Here is a 17,464-nt window from a genome sequence, read left to right as displayed (position 1 = left end):
ATCGAAATTCCTAAAATATGAACAACAATACCTTAATGTACATATGTTTATTATTATAAATGGATTCTTCATGCTTACAATGGTTAAATCAATGTCCTTTGTTAATTAATGAACATATCAATTGATATTGTTCATTAACTTTAAGAAAATTTTCGTTAACCAAATTGTCTTCATACGCAAAAAGCCCACTATGCTAAAAATTATCATTTAATCTTTTTGTTTAAATTGCCTGCAACTTAGTCCACTTTTCACTTATATATCTTTGGACGAAAATCATCGCCTTGATAATCCAATCAATAAACATAGCTACCCAAGTACCGAACATTCCCATATGGAAATAGATGCTGAAAAGATATGCCAAGGCAATACGGCAGCAAAACATGGATAAAATCCCAACGTACATCGGGAATTTGGCATCGCCTGAAGCACGGAACGTTACAGGTAAAGTGTATGCAAGCGGCCAAATGATGACTTCAAATGCTGCATGCCACCAAACGATTTGTGTAGTCAATGATCTTGCAGTTTCCGATAATCCATAAACATTTAATATTGAAGGGAGTAAAGCAAGTACGAATGCACAGCTTATTACTTGTGCAGCATACACAATATCCATAATCTTTTTGGTGAAATATTTAGCCTGTTCATAATCCCCAGCACCAACACATCTTGCTATAATAACAGTCAGTCCAAGCCCAATTGCCATACCTGGCAGGACTTCAAACATAACGATAGTGCCTCCCACCGCATTAGCTGCAATAGCTGCCGTACCAAAAGTAGAAACAAGGCTGAGTACAACAATTCTTCCGAAATAGAACAAGCCGTTTTCTAATCCATATGGAACACCAATGCCTAAGATTTTTTTAATCATTGACCAGTTAAATTTATGCTTTAAACTTTTCTTTATATATAGTGGCTGCTTTTTGTTAAAAGCCAATGTAATAATAATTGCTGCTGCCGCAACACGTGATAGAAGGGTTGGTATCGCAACGCCTTCCACACCAAAGTTGAAGCCATAAATAAGAATGGCATTCCCCACTGCGTGAGCAATGTTCATGGCCAACATTACATACATGGGCAGTTTTGCATTACCCATCGTCCGAAATATAGCAGCTCCAGCATTATATAGGGCAAGGAATGGAATCGATATGCCAGTTATGATTAAATAAGTATTGGCACTTGTGCGTACTTCATCGGAAATCTCTCCAAACAGTCCATTTAATATTAGTGGCTTGATTAGATAGATAATCAGCATGATGATAATAGAAACTGCACCAGCAAACCATACCAGTTGATTGGCTGCTTCTCTTGATTTTTCCAGCTGCTTTCTCCCCATGTATTGCCCTGCAATTACTGCCCCACCTGTTGCTAGAGCAGCAAACAAACTAATAAGCAAAGCCATAACAAAGTCTACAAGGGAAACCCCAGATACGGCAGATTCACTTACGTGGGCTACCATAATGGAGTCTGCCAATCCCACCAGATATTCTAAACCTTGCTCTATAATAAGTGGCACAAATAATATGAATAAATCCCTATTTGTAAATAACTTTGTGGATGGCAACGCTAAAGATTTCTGTTGCAAGTTAATCCCCCCGATTTTATTGCAAATTTCCATAACTCTAGTTGTTTTTAAATTAAATATTGATTCATTAATGAACAACTGTATATAATTATAAACGGATATAGGATGCTTACAATTGTTAATTCAACTCAATATGACTAGTAATGAACAAATCAATTAAAATTGTTCAATATCTTTTAAGAAAGTTTGGTGAATCTTAAAATGCCTAAAGTAGATAGAAGAATAGCAAAAAGCCAAGAAGCCATAAAAAAAGCCTTGATTGAGCTAATGTCTGAAAAAAATTTCGATGACATTACCATTCAGGACATTTCCGATCACGCAAATGTTAGCCGAGGAACCATCTATCTTCATTACGTGGATAAGTTTGATCTGCTGGATAAGCTCATTGAAGAACATATTAACGAAATGGGAGAAATCTGTGAAGCAACCTCCGCTGAAGAATATAAAGATGCGAATCTGCCTTGGTTCGAATACCTTGAAAATCATTTTTTATTCTTTTCAACGATGTTAAAGAGTAAGGGAGCTCCTTCATTTCGTAGTCAGTTCCATGAGTTTCTTATCGAAGAGTTTAAGGATGAAGTTGATACTTCACAAGGAAAGAACCATGAATTAAATGAAGATGTTCTTCTTCAATTTATTGTCACTTCATATGTTGGGATTGTGGAATGGTGGATCAACAATGGGATGCCTTATCCACCTCAAGTCATGGCAGAACAGGTGGGAATTCTGTTAGAGAGGAATCTATAATAAGCATTGAGTGATTGCTTCTAAAAAATGACTATATCGAGTTTTTTATAAAAGAAAAACCTAAATCACAAAATAGGAGACTTCAAAAGCCTCTCTTATTTAGCGATTTAGGTTTTTTCTGAATGATCAGTAACAATCCATTTGGTTTTGCCTGTATCCACTATAATTATAAACAGAAACAAAATGTTTACAATTGCCAAATAATCTTGTTTCGTGAAATAATGTACAAATCGATTAAATTTGTTAATTATCTTTCAATTAGCTTATTTTAATTAGAAATGTGTTTCGTCAATATCGATTTTAGATAAAGCAAAATTTAGGCTATCTAATTCTTCTTTTGTTAATTCTATATCAGCACCGCCTAAGTTTTCTTCCAGTCTGTGTAATTTTGTAGTACCTGGGATTGGAATAATAAATGGTTTTTGAGCTAATTCCCATGCTAAAACAACTTGAGCAGATGTTGCATTTTTGCTTTCAGCAACTTCTGCAATTATATTTAATAACTCTTTGTTATGGTCAATGACTTCAGGTTTGAATCTACCCATGAAGCTTCTAAAGTCGCCTTCTTTATAGGTTGTATCTTTTGTATATTTTCCGCTTAGGAAGCCATTTCCAAGTGGACTGTAAGCAACAAATGAAATACCTAACTCTTCACAAATATCAAATAATTCTTTTTCAGGTTCCCGCCACATCATGGAGTATTGATTTTCAATGGCAGCAATTGGACATACAGCATGTGCACGTTTCATATAATAAATTGGTGCATTCGATAATCCCCATGCTTTAATTTTACCTTCATCCATTAATTCTTTCATCGTTGCTGCAACAGATTCTGGTTCTACATTTTGGTCAATACGATGTTGATAATACAAATCAATGCAATCTATTTTCAATCTTTTTAAGGAACCCTCCACTTGTTCTCTAATGGATTCTGGTGTGCTATTTAAAATATGTTGAGGACGATCATTTACAATTTCTGTCCCAGTGATTCCAAATTTAGTCGCAATCACAACCTGTTCTCTAACTGGTGCAAGTGCTTCGCCCAGTAATTCTTCATTGGATTCTCCATAAACAACAGCAGTATCAAAGAAATTGCAACCAAGTTCAACAGCTCTACGAATTAATTTCACCATTTCATCACGATCAGCAGGCTTTCCATAAGCATGATCCATTCCCATACAACCTAAACCAATCGCAGAGACTCTTAAGCCGCTGTTTCCTAATTCTCTCATTTTCATTTTACTCATCTCCTAAAGAAGCATTTTCTGCCCATGTGTTTAAATCACATATCCCCAAATAGCATATTTTAAATGTCGATAATCAAAAAGGAAGCCCTACTAGCTTCCTTTTCTTCATGGTCTTTATTGTTTATCTAACTAGTCCTGTTATCATTTCAACTGTTTCAGGAGCGTAATGTGAGAAGAATAAACTTTGTTCTTGATCTAATTTCGCAATTTTATCCATATCTTCGTTTGATAAAGCAAAATCAAAGACATCAAAATTTTGAATCATTCGTTCTTTTGTTACCGTTTTAGGAATGACAACAACATTCCGTTGAATGAGATAACGCAGGGCCACTTGAGGAACCGATTTACCATATTGCTCACCAATTTCTTTTAGGGTTTCATTATTAAAGAAATCATTTCTTCCTTCTGCAAAAGGTCCCCAAGACTCGATTTGAGTCCCGTATTTTTCCATTATTTTTTGAGCTTGTTTTTGTTGGTTAAACACATGTGTTTCTACTTGGTTAACCATTGGTGTGATTTCACTAAACTGAGCAATATCAATGAAACGATCAGGATAGAAATTACTTACACCAATTGCTTTGATTTTTCCCGCCTTATAATACTCTTCCATAGCACGATAAGTACCATAGTAATCATTAAATGGTTGATGAATCAACAGTAAATCAATGTAGTCTGTTTGCAACTTTTGTAAAGACTCTTCTATTGATGCTTTTGCTTTCTCATAGCCAGCATTGGAAATCCAAACTTTTGTGGTAATGAAGAATTCTTCACGAGGTATGCCACTTTTACGAACCGCATTCCCTACAGCTTCTTCATTCCCATAAGCTTGGGCAGTATCGATAGAACGATACCCCACTTCAATTGCTTCACTCACGACACGTTCACATTCTTCAAGCTCAGGAATTTGATACACTCCAAAACCTAAAATTGGCATCTTAATTCCATTAGATAAAGTAACAGTTTCCATTTACAAATTCCTCCTATATGGGATTACTTACTTTTGGCTTCCATGCAATCAAAAATGACTCTTAATTTTGTTCCCATCGATTTATTAAGTAACATCTGTGTATAATTTTAATACAAATATGAGATGCTTCAAATGGTTAAATTCGGACGATTTGTTTATTAGTTCACAAATCCAATAAAATTGTGTACTAAATATAATGAATGCTATTCCTCAATCATTTCAATATAATCTTCTCAATCCGTGTTCATTAACTTTAGGAAAGTTTTCTTTTCCTACTAATACTGCCTTATAAAAACTTTGTTCAGATCCTATTTCCTTTATTCTTTTTTACAGACCCCGTAATAATCCCTGAAAGAATAACGAGTAGAATCGTTACGATAATTAAAGAGAAATATGTCTTCGTGAAATTAGATAGGAATCCGCATATCACTAGAATTATCCCTCCCACTACTCTGTAATATTGGACTTTCCTAGTTATATACCAGAGATACCATCCCTGCGATATAAGGTAGAGGATGGGACCACCAAACAGAAGAGTGGTCATTGATGCCGATGCCCCCGAATAAGGGTGCTCAATCACCAACTCAATTCCTACCGCAAACAAAATTAAACCTGCAACAGTTACTATTAAACCGTTCATCGCAAGTCTTGCAGCTAGAATTGGATTTGTAGTTTCCTCAGTATAATGTAGCACCAAATGTTCTGATCCACCGAAGTAAATAGCCCATAACGCTACAATCGATGCGATAGAACATATTCCTGTAAGAAGCGTGATATGATTAATTGGAGCTGTTGATATGGCTCTACCCGTCGTAAAAACAATCTCTCCCAGTGCAATAATTAAGAAAAGCCTACATCTTTCAACCATATGTTCCGCATCAAATTCTACATTTTCGGATCTGAGAACACGACCAGGTAATGGATGGGCAAACCACGTTCCTAAGATGTCAATTCCTGCTGCAATGCCCCACCATATAAGCCTCTCTTTGCTATCTGCAAACGAACCTATAATCCAGAGTGGTGTAGTAGCAAGAATCCATCCAAGCATTCTTGAGTAATGAGCTTAAAGACCAGTTTCAGCAAAAGTGGTAAATAATCCATTTCCTATCTGACATACTAGAAACGGAGTTACAAATGTCCACGCCTCTACTCCAAATGCACGATGAATTGAGGCAAACATGAATAGCCCTAAAAGCATCACGATAAGCATCATCCACTGAGTCTGAGTCTTTCCGACATGTATGAATGTGGCTCCAAAGCTCGTATATGACCATACATTATATACCGCAATCAGCAGGGCTATCATTTCCGCCAGACCATACCAGTTGAGATGAAGTAGTAAATGTTCTGACAGCTGGGACAATGCAAACACAAATCCCAAATCGAAAATCAGTTCAAGAGGTGAAATCTCATACTTATCTGTGGATGTTTTTACATTATCCTGCTTTAACTCAATTTCCTCCTGTTAAGTAGAAAAAAAATAATAACTAATTGTGGAATAACAAGTTAATGTTCCCCCCATTATCACACTGATATGCAGAAATCATAAACCCTATTAAATCCTTGTCACCATTGCGACTAAACAAGGTTTTAATAGGGTTCCCATTTTTTGAAATGTTAAATTATGTCGTTGTTATCTTATTATCTCTGTTTTTTATCTACTTGTTGCAATAGTCCTTACAGGATACCAATTGTCTCCACGTTTCTCAAAATGCATTTTCATTTGCATACTCCAAGTGTTTCTAAAACCATAAATTCTAGCATCAAGTTTAGTATCACAAATAAGAGTAGCAGTATTACCTTCTATTGTAATTGTTGTTTTTTGCGGCATGGTTTTGTAGTATTTCATTTGTTCACTATCTATTTGTTCAAGCCATTCTCGCTTAGGTTGATGATAACCAGTCATGTGAACTAATACATAATTGTCATCAAGGATGTTTTCCAAGCCTTGAGTATCTTTATTAACCATTGCAGCATCAATCTGTTGATAAATTGCAAGGATTTTTTGTTTATCTTCACTCATTTTTTTGCAACCTCCTAAATAACGTTTTTTTTATCTATTGAGAACTTGCTTATTATTCGTGCTGTTTTCGTTTTCCATTCTTTCACTCATGAACGGTTCGGATACAATAACTTTCAATAGTTGGACTTAGTGTAGACAATATAAATAAATTCAGCATCGTGTAGCTAAAATATACCTTTCGATACTCGACAACTGAAAATACTATACAATTCTTTTTCTGCTTTTTACTGCTCTATGTGCTACAACATTAGGCTTATATTGAGTAGAGTTTATTTTTCTTTTTAAAGGCAAACAAATATTGTTGGATTTAGTGAACGCTACATTCTGTTTTTTATTTCCATCATCCTTTTGAGAGAACATCTTTTTAAACAAGATGGGTGTTACTACACAGGAGATGACGGCAACCAGAATAAGGGTCCCACTCATCTGCTGGGTGATTACGCCTATTCTTTGTCCAACCGTAGCGGCAGCAATTACAACCGAAAGAGTTGAAGTCAGAAGCAACCCTGAAGAAATAACTGTCTTTATGTCATACCATTTTCTTAGAAAAATCGCTGGGATTAATTTGGACAATAACAGTGCAATAAGAAGAAGTGGTATAAGCATCAGCATTTTTTTCTCACTCAACAATGACCATAAATCTAATTTCACACCAATCATCACAAAAAAGATCGGGATGAAAAATCCATACCCAAATGAGTCTAATTTAAGAACCATTTCCTTGTTAGGCGACAGCAATGATACAATTACCCCTGCCAGAAACGCCCCTAGGATGTTTTCAGCTCCAACAATTTGAGAAATAGCGACAAACGCAATTAATAAGGTAAATACTGCCCTTGTCCCAATCTGTGTCGTTCCTGCTGCCAATACTGAAAAAATCTTTCGCTTCTTTAACCAGTTGGCGATAAAATAGAGTCCAGCACCTACAGCAAACAAAATAAGAAGCGTCCAGGTATGTCCACCATCTTTACCAAATAGAGACTCAAACACAGCAAGAGAAATCATTGTAACCAGATCAGCAATAACTGCAATAAGCAAGATAATCTGGCCAATGTTTGTTTTCATTAAATTCGCTTCTTTTAATGTAGGGACAACAACCCCAAGAGAAATCGATGAAATAATTAAAGTCATTAAGAAAACATTATGAATAAAGCCTGCTAGAACAAATAGATAGGATAATCCAAAGGAAACAATAAAAATCCCAGCAAAAATGATGCTTGAAATCAGAAAGGTATTCGGTTCAACTTTCTCCTTTATTAGTTTCTTACCTTGTTTCATGGAAAAACCACGAAAGTCAATTTCAAGTCCACTTAAAAACATAAGAAATAAAAATCCTAGAGTAGAAAGAATTCCTAGCCATGTGTCTTCATGCACAAGATTAAATCCACTCTTTCCAATAATTAAACCCATAATAATTTCTGCAACCACTACGGGAACAAAATGTAATTTAAAACGGTGCAGCAGAATAGGTGTTAAAAATGCGACAATACTTACAATTAAAAGTGAGATAATAGAACCTTGTTGTTCCATCCAATCCCTCCTCATCAATTTTAATAAAAGATAAAAACACAAGAATGAATTAATGCTCTCATGTATATTATTATAACCATATGCAATATATCCACAATTACTAAATAATGATGATTCGTGTATTAGTGCACGAATGGATTGAAATTGTGTATTTTAGAGGGCCATCCCAGAATTAAGAGTACGTATCAATTGAAATTATTTATATTATAGAATGACGTGTCGTGGGGTTGATTGAGGATTGAAATACGTAAGACAATAATAGGGTCAACCAATAGAATTAATTGGTTGACCCATCTTCTTTGGTTCATGTTAAAAAAAGAATCGTTAAAATTTACAGAGTAGACATGTCTATGACGAATCGATAACGCACATCACTACGGAGAACACGCTCATATGCTTCGTTTACTTGGTCAGCACGAATTACCTCAATTTTAGGGGCAATGCCGTTTTGAGCTGCAAAATAAGCATCAACATCAAGATGTGTTTTTATGACTTCACTTCAACATTTTTACGAGAGGTGTTGCTAAATCCTAACGAACCAACTGAAATAATGACTGCAATTAAGGCTGATGCAGCCCCTACCCAAGTGATCGGTTGCATTGTACTTCTTGTCGCAACCCCTCCAATACCAGCTCCCGCCGCAATCCCAATCTGAATAATAGTCATGTTTAGACTTAGCAAGATACCAGATGCTTCCTGTCCAATTGTGACTATTTTGAAATTCTGGGTTGTCGAAAATGTCCAAACAGCGATTGACCAAATCATAATTAACACGATGGAGATAATTACAGAATGAGCAAACGCCATCAAAACGATAGACAAAATTGTAAGAACTAAAAATTGGACAGAAAGGCTGCCGAAGAGTGTACGATCGATGCCAATTCGGTCTGCCAGGAATCCTCCAAGTTTTGATCCAACTAAGCTAGCAATACCTAACGCAAAGAAAATAATGCTGATTTCTCCTTCTCCCATATGCAAAACTGAAGAAAGGAATGGGGTCATAAATGTATTGAATACCGAATAACTAATAAATCCAAATAAGGTAACTCCGATAGTTAACGCAATGACTGGTCTTTTTAAAAGTCCCATTTGCATTCTAAATGGGATAGGCTTTGCTGCTTCTGTGGTTGGAATCCAACGTGCAATAGCAAAGATCGCCAATAAGCTTAATAAACCAATGCCCCAAAAAATAACTCTCCAATCGTATGCTTGAGCTACAATTCGACCAATTGGAATACCAATGATAAGCGAAGTACTAAAACCCGCAAAGACAGTAGCTATCGCACTACCTTGACGGTTGGGAGATGCTAGTTTTGGTGCAACATCCATGGCGGTGATGACAAATATGCCAGTTCCTACGGCAAGTACAACACGTGATACTATTAAGAAGATGAAACTAGGAATTGCAGCTGTCATAATACTTCCGAGCACAAGGATCGCTAAAGAAATCATTAATAACTTACGCTTATCCATTTTCGCCAGAGCCATTATCACCAATGTTGGTCCAAACGCATAAGCAATGGAGAAAACGGTTATAAGCTGTCCTGCTGCCGAAACCGATATATGTGCTGAGTCAGCCACTTTATTAAGGATCCCCGCAATAACGAACTCGTTCGTACCAACGAAGAAGCCAATGAAGGCTAACATATAAATTTTCCAAGTATTTCCCATATTATTTTTCTGTTCTCCTTTTCCTTTATTGAATCTATCTATCTTTTAAAAAAACTTAAAACAATAATTTGCTCAGCTATTTCCAGAAAAAATGACTGGATAGTATTTTACTATTCCCAGTCATTTTCAGGTGCTGTTTGTATAGCAACCAAACATTAATCCTTAATCTTTAAACAACTTAGCTTTGTGATGTTCGTTTATAATTAATCGTATAGTGAGAAATAAGTGTCTTGACTATGCTTATTCAGGTTTATTTACACCCAAGCTGCTACGAACTTCCAATCCTGGCGTTACAGCCAATTTAACAATCAAATCTGCAATACTTTTTCGTGAAACATCATGCCCTTTGAATGGTTCGCCTTTTTGAGTTGTCTCATAGTCAATTTCATCCCTATTGGTAAACCATCCAGGTCTCAAAATCGTATAGTCAAGGTCTGAGGCTTCAATGACCGCAGCTGATTTTCGATATGGATTTAAGATGCTACCATGACTTTCTCCTGGGACTTCATTATATATGCCCATTGAACTAACCCAAATGAGACGATTAACACCTGTATCGTCCATTGCATCCACAATTGTTTTTGCCATTTGTTCCAGATTACCTGCAAGATTGGCATAGACAACATCCTGTCCAATCATCGCCTCTTTTAGTTTTTCAAGGTCCATAACATCGCCTTCAATTACTCGGACACGATTTGTATCAATGTTTCTTAGTCTTCGTGAGTTTCGTAAATAAAGCGTCAACTGTGCATCGGTTTCTTTAAGGAACATATCAATAGCTACACTAGCAAGTGAACCGTTTGCTCCAATGATTAAAACATTCGTCATATTTAAACTTCCTTTCATACATTCTAAAGTTGATTTTTACATTCACATTATTATTAAGAACTCCCTAGTAATAGGACTAGGGCGTTCTTAGAGATTCCTTCTGTTCAACCAAGTCTGGTTATCCAATATTTTTAGTATAAACAGCCTTCTAATCCTCTCATTAAAGAATATTGATTTATGATGGTAATACAATTAGAAAGTCATACCTAGCACTGGATGTGGAACATATGGCTCTTCAAGCATCATAATTTCTTCAGGTGTTAATTTAAGAGAAACAGCTGCTACCGCATCTTCAATATGGGGAATTTCAGTCGTACCGACAATTGGAGCTGTTACTGGTTCCTTCTGAAGTAACCATGCAAGTGCGATTTGTGACATCGGTACACTACGTTTTTCAGCTATTCCAGTTAGACGTTCAACAACTTGTCGGTCAGCATCTGCTGTTACAGAATAAATAGCTTTTCCGATGACATCTACTTTAGCACGCTCGTCCATTTCACCCCAAGGCCTTGCCAATCTTCCTGCGGCCAACGGACTCCATGGCATCACACCGATTTTATCTTCCTTACAAAGTGGCAGCATCTCTCTCTCCTCTTCACGGTATAAGAGGTTGTAATGGTTTTGCATGGTTACAAACTTGGTCCATCCGTTACGCTCAGCGACATTCTGTGCTTTTAAGAACTGCCAAGCAAATATAGTAGATGCTCCTATATACCTCGCCTTACCAGCTTTCACCACATCATGCAATGCTTCCATGGTCTCTTCAATCGGAGTATTGTAATCCCAGCGGTGGATCTGATAAAGATCTACATAATCAGTTCCCAGTCTTTTAAGAGTTTTATCAATTTCACTCATAATATGCTTTCGGGAAAGACCAGCACCATTTGGACGATCATTCACTGGGTAAAAAACCTTTGAAGTGATGACAATTTCATCCCGATTGGCATACTCCTTCAATATTTTTCCAGTAAGTTCTTCGCTTGTTCCAGCTGAATAAACATTCGCTGTATCAAAAAAGTTGATCCCTAACTCAAGGGCTTTTTTAATCATAGGACGACTTTTCTCCTCATTAAGTGCCCAAGGAAAATCTCCCCGTTCTCCTATACCAAAGCTCATACAGCCAAGACAAATCCGAGATACATCCAAGCTAGTATTTCCAAGTTTCACATATTCCATTTAATTGTTCCTCCCTTTACTATCCATGTAAAATTTAGTTTCGATTTATATATAAGGTAAATAACTATGGTATTTGCTTTTTAATCTCCCAGTTATAAACAATTAGCTTTGTAGTGTTCGTTTGTCATTAATCGAAAAGTGAGAAATACGAGTTTTGATTGACCAAGTTCCGTTTTGACGCACATACTCATCGTCATATCGAATACTACTATCGGTGATGACTTCTTTCCCATCTTCTTCGCTCACTAATTTAACTTGGCAGTAGGCAATACCTGTGGCAGTATCGCCATCAATTTTGACAACTTGTTGTCCGTTCATATGAAATGAACGTTTAACATTAGCTGTGAAACTTGTGAATACTTCTTCCAGTTGTTTTGTTCCTGAAATATCAAACAATAAATTTTCACCCATGTACACTTGAACTTTGGTATCAGGTGTAAATAAAGGCATTTGACCTGGAATGTTTTTTTCATCGGCCAAATTTGAGAATGTATCAACTAATTCTTTTAATTCTGATTTTGCTTGTAAAATTTCTAATGACATGGAATTTCCTCCTTATTTTTAATTTCTGTTCCTGTGATTTATAGCGAGCTAGTTTAGGAACAGAAAACTGTTTTCTTATTCCTCTATCTTGATGTCATTAATAATTCACATTGATGAATTATGTGACATCTGTATATAATTATAAACAGAAACAAAATGTCTACAATTGTCAATTAACCTTGATCCGTGAAATAATGCACAAACCGATTAAAATTGTTCATAATCTTTTAGAATGTTTGGTGACTACCGCATGTCTAAGGTGGATAGAAAAATCAAATTAGCTTTGTAATGTTCGTTTGTCATTAATCGAAAAGTGAGAAATACGGGTCTTGATTAACCAAGTTCCATTTTGACGCACATACTCATCGTCATATCGAATACTACTATCGGTGATGACTTCTTTCCCATCTTCTTCGCTAACTAATTTAACTTGGCAGTAGGCAATACCTGTTGCAGTATCGCCATCAATTTTGACAACTTGTTGTCCGTTCATATGAAATGAACGTTTAACATTAGCTGTGAAACTTGTGAATACTTCTTCCAGTTGTTTTGTTCCTGAAATATCAAACAATAAATTATCACCCATGTACACTTGAACTTTGGTATCAGGTGTAAATAAAGGCATTTGACCTGGAATGTTTTTTTCATCGGCCAAATTTGAGAATGTATCAACTAATTCTTTTAATTCTGATTTTGCTTGTAAAATTTCTAATGACATGGAATTTCCTCCTTATTTTTAATTTCTGTTCCTGTGATTTATAGCGAGCTAGTTTAGGAACAGAAAACTGTTTTCTTATTCCTCTATCTTGATGTCATTAATAATTCGCATTGATGAATTATGTGACATCTGTATATAATTATAAACAGAAACAAAATGTCTACAATTGTCAATTAACCTTGATCCGTGAAATAATGCACAAACCGATTAAAATTGTTCATAATCTTTTAGAATGTTTGGTGACTACCGCATGTCTAAGGTGGATAGAAAAATCAAATTAGCTTTGTAATGTTCGTTTGTCATTAATCGAAAAGTGAGAAATACGGGTCTTGATTAACCAAGTTCCGTTTTGACGCACATACTCATCGTCATATCGAATACTACTATCGGTGATGACTTCTTTCCCATCTTCTTCGCTCACTAATTTAACTTGGCAGTAGGCAATACCTGTTGCAGTATCGCCATCAATTTGGACAACTTGTTGTCCGTTCATATGAAATGAACGTTTAACATTAGCTGTGAAACTTGTAAATACTTCTTCCAGTTGTTTTGTTCCTGAAATATCAAACAATAAATTATCACCCATGTACACTTGAACTTTGCTATCAGGTGTAAATAAAGGCATTTGACCTGGAATGTTTTTTTCATCGGCCAAATTTGAGAATGTATCAACTAATTCTTTTAATTCTGATTTTGCTTGTAAAATTTCTAATGACATGGAATTTCCTCCTTATTTTTAATTTCTGTTCCTGTGATTTATAGCGAGTAGTTTAGGAACAAAAAACTGTTTTCTTATTCATCTATCTTGATGTCATTAATAATTCGCATTGATGAATTATGTGACATCTGTAAATAAAATTATAAATAGAAACAAAATGTATACAATTGTCAATTATCCTTGATTCGTGAAATAATGCACAAATGGATTAAAATTGTTAATTATCTTTTAGAAAGTTTGGTGACTCTCACAATGTCTAAGGTGGATAGAAGAATACTCAAATCTCAAGAAGCCATAAAAAAAGCTGTTATTGAACTGATGTCTGAAAAAAATTTTGATCAGATTACGCTACAAGAAATTTCCGACAGAGCAAATGTTAGCAGAAGAACCATCTACCTTCATTACCTGGATAAATTTGATTTACTCGATAAACTAATTGAAGAACATATCAACCAACTAAAGGATTTGGCCGAATCCGCATCAGATATGGATTTTATAGATGGGAATCTGATCTGGTTTGAATATTTTGAAAGACATTATTTATTCTTTTCAACAATGTTAGCTAGTAAAGGAGCCCCTTCTTTCCGTAGGCAGTTCCTTGAGTTTGTCATGGAAGGGTTAAAGGGGGAAGTTAATGTAACAGAAGGAAAAAATCACGGAATAAATGAAGAAGTTATTCTTCGATTTATTGCAGGTGCTTATGTGGAAATAGTGGAGTGGTGGTTCATGAATGGAATGCCTTATACGCCTCATATTATGGCGGAACAAGTGGGTATTTTGATAGAAAGAATTGTATAGTTAAAAAATCAAATAACAAAAAACCCTGATCTCCTTCTTTATCTAAGGAAATCAGGGTTTTGCTTTCAAAAAAAACATAGTTCAAACACTAATACTTGGCCATAAAAAAAACATTGGCAACTAAATGCATGTATTTTGTGCATGTCAAATAGATTAAAATTGTTAATTATCCACCCATTCTAAAATAAAAAGCTGCCAATTGACAGCTTATTTAATTCCTTATTTTGAAAGTTGTTTTATAGGGCTATTCCTGTAGGTTCTTAGTATAATAGATGATAAGCCTAATAACAAGAATACCGAACCCCCTAATAATACGTACTGTACACCCATTCCTGATATAATTAACCCACTTACAGCAGTACCAATTGTTATTCCTAAGTTGCCGCAAGTTAGAAACAATCCATTGGCGAAATCAGGAACTTCAGGAGCTGCAGACGCAATCCAATATTGACTAATATTATTTCCTATAGCAAATAATACTCCCCAAATCAAAACAAATATTATAGCTATGGGCCCAATGAAATTAGTCATTAAGAATGCTAGAATGTAAACTATTCCTAATACGATTGGGAAAGTTACTACAGTTTTAAGAGTGTTTTTAGCAAGTAACCTCCCCGCCACGATGTTTCCAACAAGACTGGTTATACCAAAAAGGAATAATACCAAACTCAAGGTTTTCCCAGATATATGAGCGAAGTTTCCAAGATACTCAGCAACGTAACTATAAACCCCAGAAACTGCTGAATTAATAAAAATGACAGTAGCAATTGATAACCAAATAATAGGTTTTTTTAATACACTTACTTGTGCTCCGTAAGAGATTCTATGTTCTACGGGCATAGATGGTACAAAAAGCAAGGTAACTATGAATGCAATGGCATTAACGATAGCAAAGAATGACATCGCCAATTCTAATGAAGCTACATTCGCTATAAAAGTAACAATCGGTACACCAAGGATCATACCAGCAGAAACTGCCATCATTATTTTAGATATAGATTTTCTTGCTTCTTCTGAAGTACCTGATGTAGCGGCCACTGTCAAAGCTAAAGAGATATAAATGGGGTGAAAAAAAGCAGGAATGACACGGGCGATTAATAAAATCGTAAAGTTTGATGTAAGCATTGAGACAATATTTCCTAAGATGAAAATGCCAAGTACAAGTAACATGACCTTTTTGCGGTTTATACCAGAAAACATTAACGGCATCGTGGGACCCGATATTGCAACAACAAGTGCAAAAAGACTTACAAGCAATCCTGCTTTAGACACACTGATATGAAAGGTGTCAGCAATTACAGGTAATATACCAACAATCCCCATCTCGGTACTTAAGATACCAAAAACCCCTATGACCAATATAAATATAAGCAAGTTATTTGATTTAGCCATCACACATCTCCCTAAATTTTTTACTTTTTATACCTCTTACTTTATGGTTTAACTAACCCTTAAAAATTTACATTAAGGTATTATTAGACATCCGTACATAATATAGAATAAAAAAAAGATAACTACAATTGCCAAATAATCAAGTTCCGTGCATTAATAGACAAATCAAAATAAATTGTTCATAAACTTAAAGGAAATTTTTAAACAAAACGGCCATTCCAATATAAAAGTTAACCAAAGGCAAAAAAAAACCCGACTTCCAGCATTATTTAAGGAAATCAGGGTTATCGCTATTAAAAAGCTATTGCTGAAACAAAATTACTTAGATTCTAAGGCACCAACTACAGGATGTGGAACATAAGGCTCTTCCAAGTATGCAACTTCTTCATTGGTTAACTTTACCGATAGAGCACCCACTGAATCTTCAAGGTGAGAAATTTTTGTAGCACCAATAATAGGAGCTGTGACTGGTTCTTTCTGCAATAACCAGGCAAGTGCGATCTGGGATCTTGGCACACCATGTTTTTCCGCCAATTCCGCAACTCGTTCCACGACTATACAATCATTATTTTCAGTTGCACCATATTTAGATTTTTGGGTTGCGTCTGTTTCAGAACGGAGAGTGTCTTCCGACCAATCACGGGTTAATCTACCTGAAGCAAGAGGGCTGTATGGAATTACGCCGATTTTTTCTTCCCTACATAACGGCAGCATCTCCCGTTCCTCCTCACGGTATATGAGGTTAAGGTGATTTTGCATGGAGACAAATCTAGTCCAACCATTTTTCTCAGCCACATGGTTCGCCTTCAAAAACTGCCATGCATACATCGCAGAAGCACCGATGTATCTTACCTTGCCAGCCTTCACTAGGTCATGTAGAGCTTCCATTGTTTCTTCGATTGGTGTGTTGTAATCCCAGCGATGAATCTGATACAGATCCACATAATCAGTCCCAAGACGTTTCAGACTCTTATCAATTTCTCTCATAATATTCTTTCGGGATAATCCTATACTGTTCGGGCCTTTGCTGTTTAAATCTTTGCCCAATGGAAAATAAACCTTAGTTGCAATGACAATTTCATCCCGATTGGCAAAATCTTTAAGGGCACGTCCGAGAAATTCTTCACTCGTTCCATCCGAGTAAGTGTTCGCAGTATCAAAAAAATTGATACCTAACTCAAGAGCTTTTTTAATAACTGTACGACTTTTCTCTTCATCAATTACCCACGGATGCATCCAACGTTCCTTTTCTCCAAAACCCATACAGCCAAGGCAGAGTCTAGATACATCCAATCCTGTATTTCCAAGTTTCGTATATTCCATGTGAATATTCCTCACTTTCCAATTGATGTAACATATTTAATCTTTGATTTTAAGTAAATAAATAAACATTATTTTACATATCAAGTCGATTGATACTAATTTATTAAGTTCTTAAGACCAATCCATTTCCCAAATTTGAGGGTTGTTATGTGAAAAAACAACTTCACTTTGGTATCTAAATTAGCAATTATCCCTATATTC

14 protein-coding genes and 3 pseudogenes are annotated in these 17,464 nt (G+C 35.7%); 2 read left to right on the top strand and 15 right to left on the bottom strand.

The features are described 5' to 3' along the window. Positions 1-220: 220 nt before the first annotated feature. The gene (locus tag CCK98_RS13845) at positions 221-1,582 is read right to left on the bottom strand and encodes an MATE family efflux transporter (protein ID WP_218780159.1); all 1,362 of its coding nucleotides are present in this window, start codon (positions 1,580-1,582) and stop codon (positions 221-223) included. A gap of 201 nt (positions 1,583-1,783) precedes the next feature. On the opposite strand from CCK98_RS13845, the gene CCK98_RS13840 reads away from it, so the two are divergent. Next, a complete protein-coding gene (locus CCK98_RS13840; protein ID WP_088087128.1) occupies positions 1,784-2,329 on the top strand; it encodes a TetR/AcrR family transcriptional regulator in 546 nt (181 codons plus the stop codon). 272 nt (positions 2,330-2,601) lie between these two features. Here the strand turns inward: CCK98_RS13840 and CCK98_RS13835 are convergent, their stop codons facing one another. The 12 genes and pseudogenes from CCK98_RS13835 to CCK98_RS13780 all read right to left on the bottom strand — a co-directional run bounded on the left by CCK98_RS13835 (position 2,602) and on the right by CCK98_RS13780 (position 13,750). Next, entirely contained in the window at positions 2,602-3,567 is a 966-nt protein-coding gene (locus tag CCK98_RS13835) for an aldo/keto reductase (RefSeq protein ID WP_088087127.1), read from the bottom strand. A gap of 130 nt (positions 3,568-3,697) precedes the next feature. Further along, positions 3,698-4,543 (bottom strand): aldo/keto reductase, encoded by an 846-nt coding sequence (locus CCK98_RS13830; protein ID WP_088087126.1) that lies wholly within the window; start codon positions 4,541-4,543, stop codon positions 3,698-3,700. Between the two features lie 301 nt (positions 4,544-4,844). Then, a pseudogene (locus tag CCK98_RS13825) lies at positions 4,845-5,951 on the bottom strand (low temperature requirement protein A). 246 nt (positions 5,952-6,197) lie between these two features. Next, entirely contained in the window at positions 6,198-6,566 is a 369-nt protein-coding gene (locus tag CCK98_RS13815; protein WP_088087123.1) for a nuclear transport factor 2 family protein, read from the bottom strand. A 207-nt stretch (positions 6,567-6,773) separates the two neighbouring features. Continuing rightward, positions 6,774-8,096 (bottom strand): annotated as a pseudogene (locus CCK98_RS13810) (cation:proton antiporter); the annotation flags it as partial. 331 nt (positions 8,097-8,427) lie between these two features. Next, positions 8,428-8,556, bottom strand: a pseudogene (locus tag CCK98_RS34835) (alcohol dehydrogenase); the annotation flags it as partial. 26 nt (positions 8,557-8,582) lie between these two features. Continuing rightward, complete coding sequence (locus CCK98_RS13805; protein ID WP_088087121.1) at positions 8,583-9,767, bottom strand: MFS transporter; 1,185 nt, start codon at positions 9,765-9,767, stop codon at positions 8,583-8,585. A 240-nt stretch (positions 9,768-10,007) separates the two neighbouring features. Beyond that, entirely contained in the window at positions 10,008-10,595 is a 588-nt protein-coding gene (locus tag CCK98_RS13800; protein ID WP_088087120.1) for an SDR family oxidoreductase, read from the bottom strand. 192 nt (positions 10,596-10,787) lie between these two features. Next, positions 10,788-11,771 (bottom strand): aldo/keto reductase, encoded by a 984-nt coding sequence (locus CCK98_RS13795; protein ID WP_088087119.1) that lies wholly within the window; start codon positions 11,769-11,771, stop codon positions 10,788-10,790. Positions 11,772-11,873: 102 nt separating this feature from the next. Beyond that, positions 11,874-12,314 (bottom strand): nuclear transport factor 2 family protein, encoded by a 441-nt coding sequence (locus CCK98_RS13790; protein ID WP_088087118.1) that lies wholly within the window; start codon positions 12,312-12,314, stop codon positions 11,874-11,876. A 277-nt stretch (positions 12,315-12,591) separates the two neighbouring features. Continuing rightward, a complete protein-coding gene (locus CCK98_RS13785; protein ID WP_088087117.1) occupies positions 12,592-13,032 on the bottom strand; it encodes a nuclear transport factor 2 family protein in 441 nt (146 codons plus the stop codon). Positions 13,033-13,309: 277 nt separating this feature from the next. Further along, on the bottom strand, positions 13,310-13,750 hold the full coding sequence (locus CCK98_RS13780; protein ID WP_088087116.1) for a nuclear transport factor 2 family protein: 441 nt from the start codon (positions 13,748-13,750) through the stop codon (positions 13,310-13,312). A gap of 252 nt (positions 13,751-14,002) precedes the next feature. On the opposite strand from CCK98_RS13780, the gene CCK98_RS13775 reads away from it, so the two are divergent. Beyond that, entirely contained in the window at positions 14,003-14,548 is a 546-nt protein-coding gene (locus tag CCK98_RS13775) for a TetR/AcrR family transcriptional regulator (protein ID WP_088087115.1), read from the top strand. Positions 14,549-14,767: 219 nt separating this feature from the next. Here the strand turns inward: CCK98_RS13775 and CCK98_RS13770 are convergent, their stop codons facing one another. Then, the gene (locus tag CCK98_RS13770) at positions 14,768-15,940 is read right to left on the bottom strand and encodes an MFS transporter (RefSeq protein WP_088087114.1); all 1,173 of its coding nucleotides are present in this window, start codon (positions 15,938-15,940) and stop codon (positions 14,768-14,770) included. Positions 15,941-16,258: 318 nt separating this feature from the next. Further along, a complete protein-coding gene (locus CCK98_RS13765; RefSeq protein ID WP_088087113.1) occupies positions 16,259-17,263 on the bottom strand; it encodes an aldo/keto reductase in 1,005 nt (334 codons plus the stop codon). Between the last annotated feature and the right edge of the window lie 201 nt (positions 17,264-17,464).

The sequence above is a fragment of the Bacillus sp. OV166 genome (genome assembly GCF_900177675.1).
GTDB lineage: Bacteria > Bacillota > Bacilli > Bacillales > Cytobacillaceae > Neobacillus.
The sequence above is the reverse complement of the archived record's forward strand: the minus strand, read 5'-3'. Positions and strand labels throughout refer to the sequence as shown.

Bases quoted from the DNA above. Each gene is read 5' to 3' on its own strand.
- CCK98_RS13840 (WP_088087128.1), top strand. From the start codon at position 1,784: ATGCCTAAAGTAGATAGAAGAATAGCAAAAAGCCAAGAAGCCATAAAA.
- CCK98_RS13835 (WP_088087127.1), bottom strand. From the start codon at position 3,567: ATGAAAATGAGAGAATTAGGAAACAGCGGCTTAAGAGTCTCTGCGATT.
- CCK98_RS13830 (WP_088087126.1), bottom strand. From the start codon at position 4,543: ATGGAAACTGTTACTTTATCTAATGGAATTAAGATGCCAATTTTAGGT.
- CCK98_RS13815 (WP_088087123.1), bottom strand. From the start codon at position 6,566: ATGAGTGAAGATAAACAAAAAATCCTTGCAATTTATCAACAGATTGAT.
- CCK98_RS13805 (WP_088087121.1), bottom strand. From the start codon at position 9,767: ATGGGAAATACTTGGAAAATTTATATGTTAGCCTTCATTGGCTTCTTC.
- CCK98_RS13800 (WP_088087120.1), bottom strand. From the start codon at position 10,595: ATGACGAATGTTTTAATCATTGGAGCAAACGGTTCACTTGCTAGTGTA.
- CCK98_RS13795 (WP_088087119.1), bottom strand. From the start codon at position 11,771: ATGGAATATGTGAAACTTGGAAATACTAGCTTGGATGTATCTCGGATT.
- CCK98_RS13790 (WP_088087118.1), bottom strand. From the start codon at position 12,314: ATGTCATTAGAAATTTTACAAGCAAAATCAGAATTAAAAGAATTAGTT.
- CCK98_RS13785 (WP_088087117.1), bottom strand. From the start codon at position 13,032: ATGTCATTAGAAATTTTACAAGCAAAATCAGAATTAAAAGAATTAGTT.
- CCK98_RS13780 (WP_088087116.1), bottom strand. From the start codon at position 13,750: ATGTCATTAGAAATTTTACAAGCAAAATCAGAATTAAAAGAATTAGTT.
- CCK98_RS13775 (WP_088087115.1), top strand. From the start codon at position 14,003: ATGTCTAAGGTGGATAGAAGAATACTCAAATCTCAAGAAGCCATAAAA.
- CCK98_RS13770 (WP_088087114.1), bottom strand. From the start codon at position 15,940: ATGGCTAAATCAAATAACTTGCTTATATTTATATTGGTCATAGGGGTT.
- CCK98_RS13765 (WP_088087113.1), bottom strand. From the start codon at position 17,263: ATGGAATATACGAAACTTGGAAATACAGGATTGGATGTATCTAGACTC.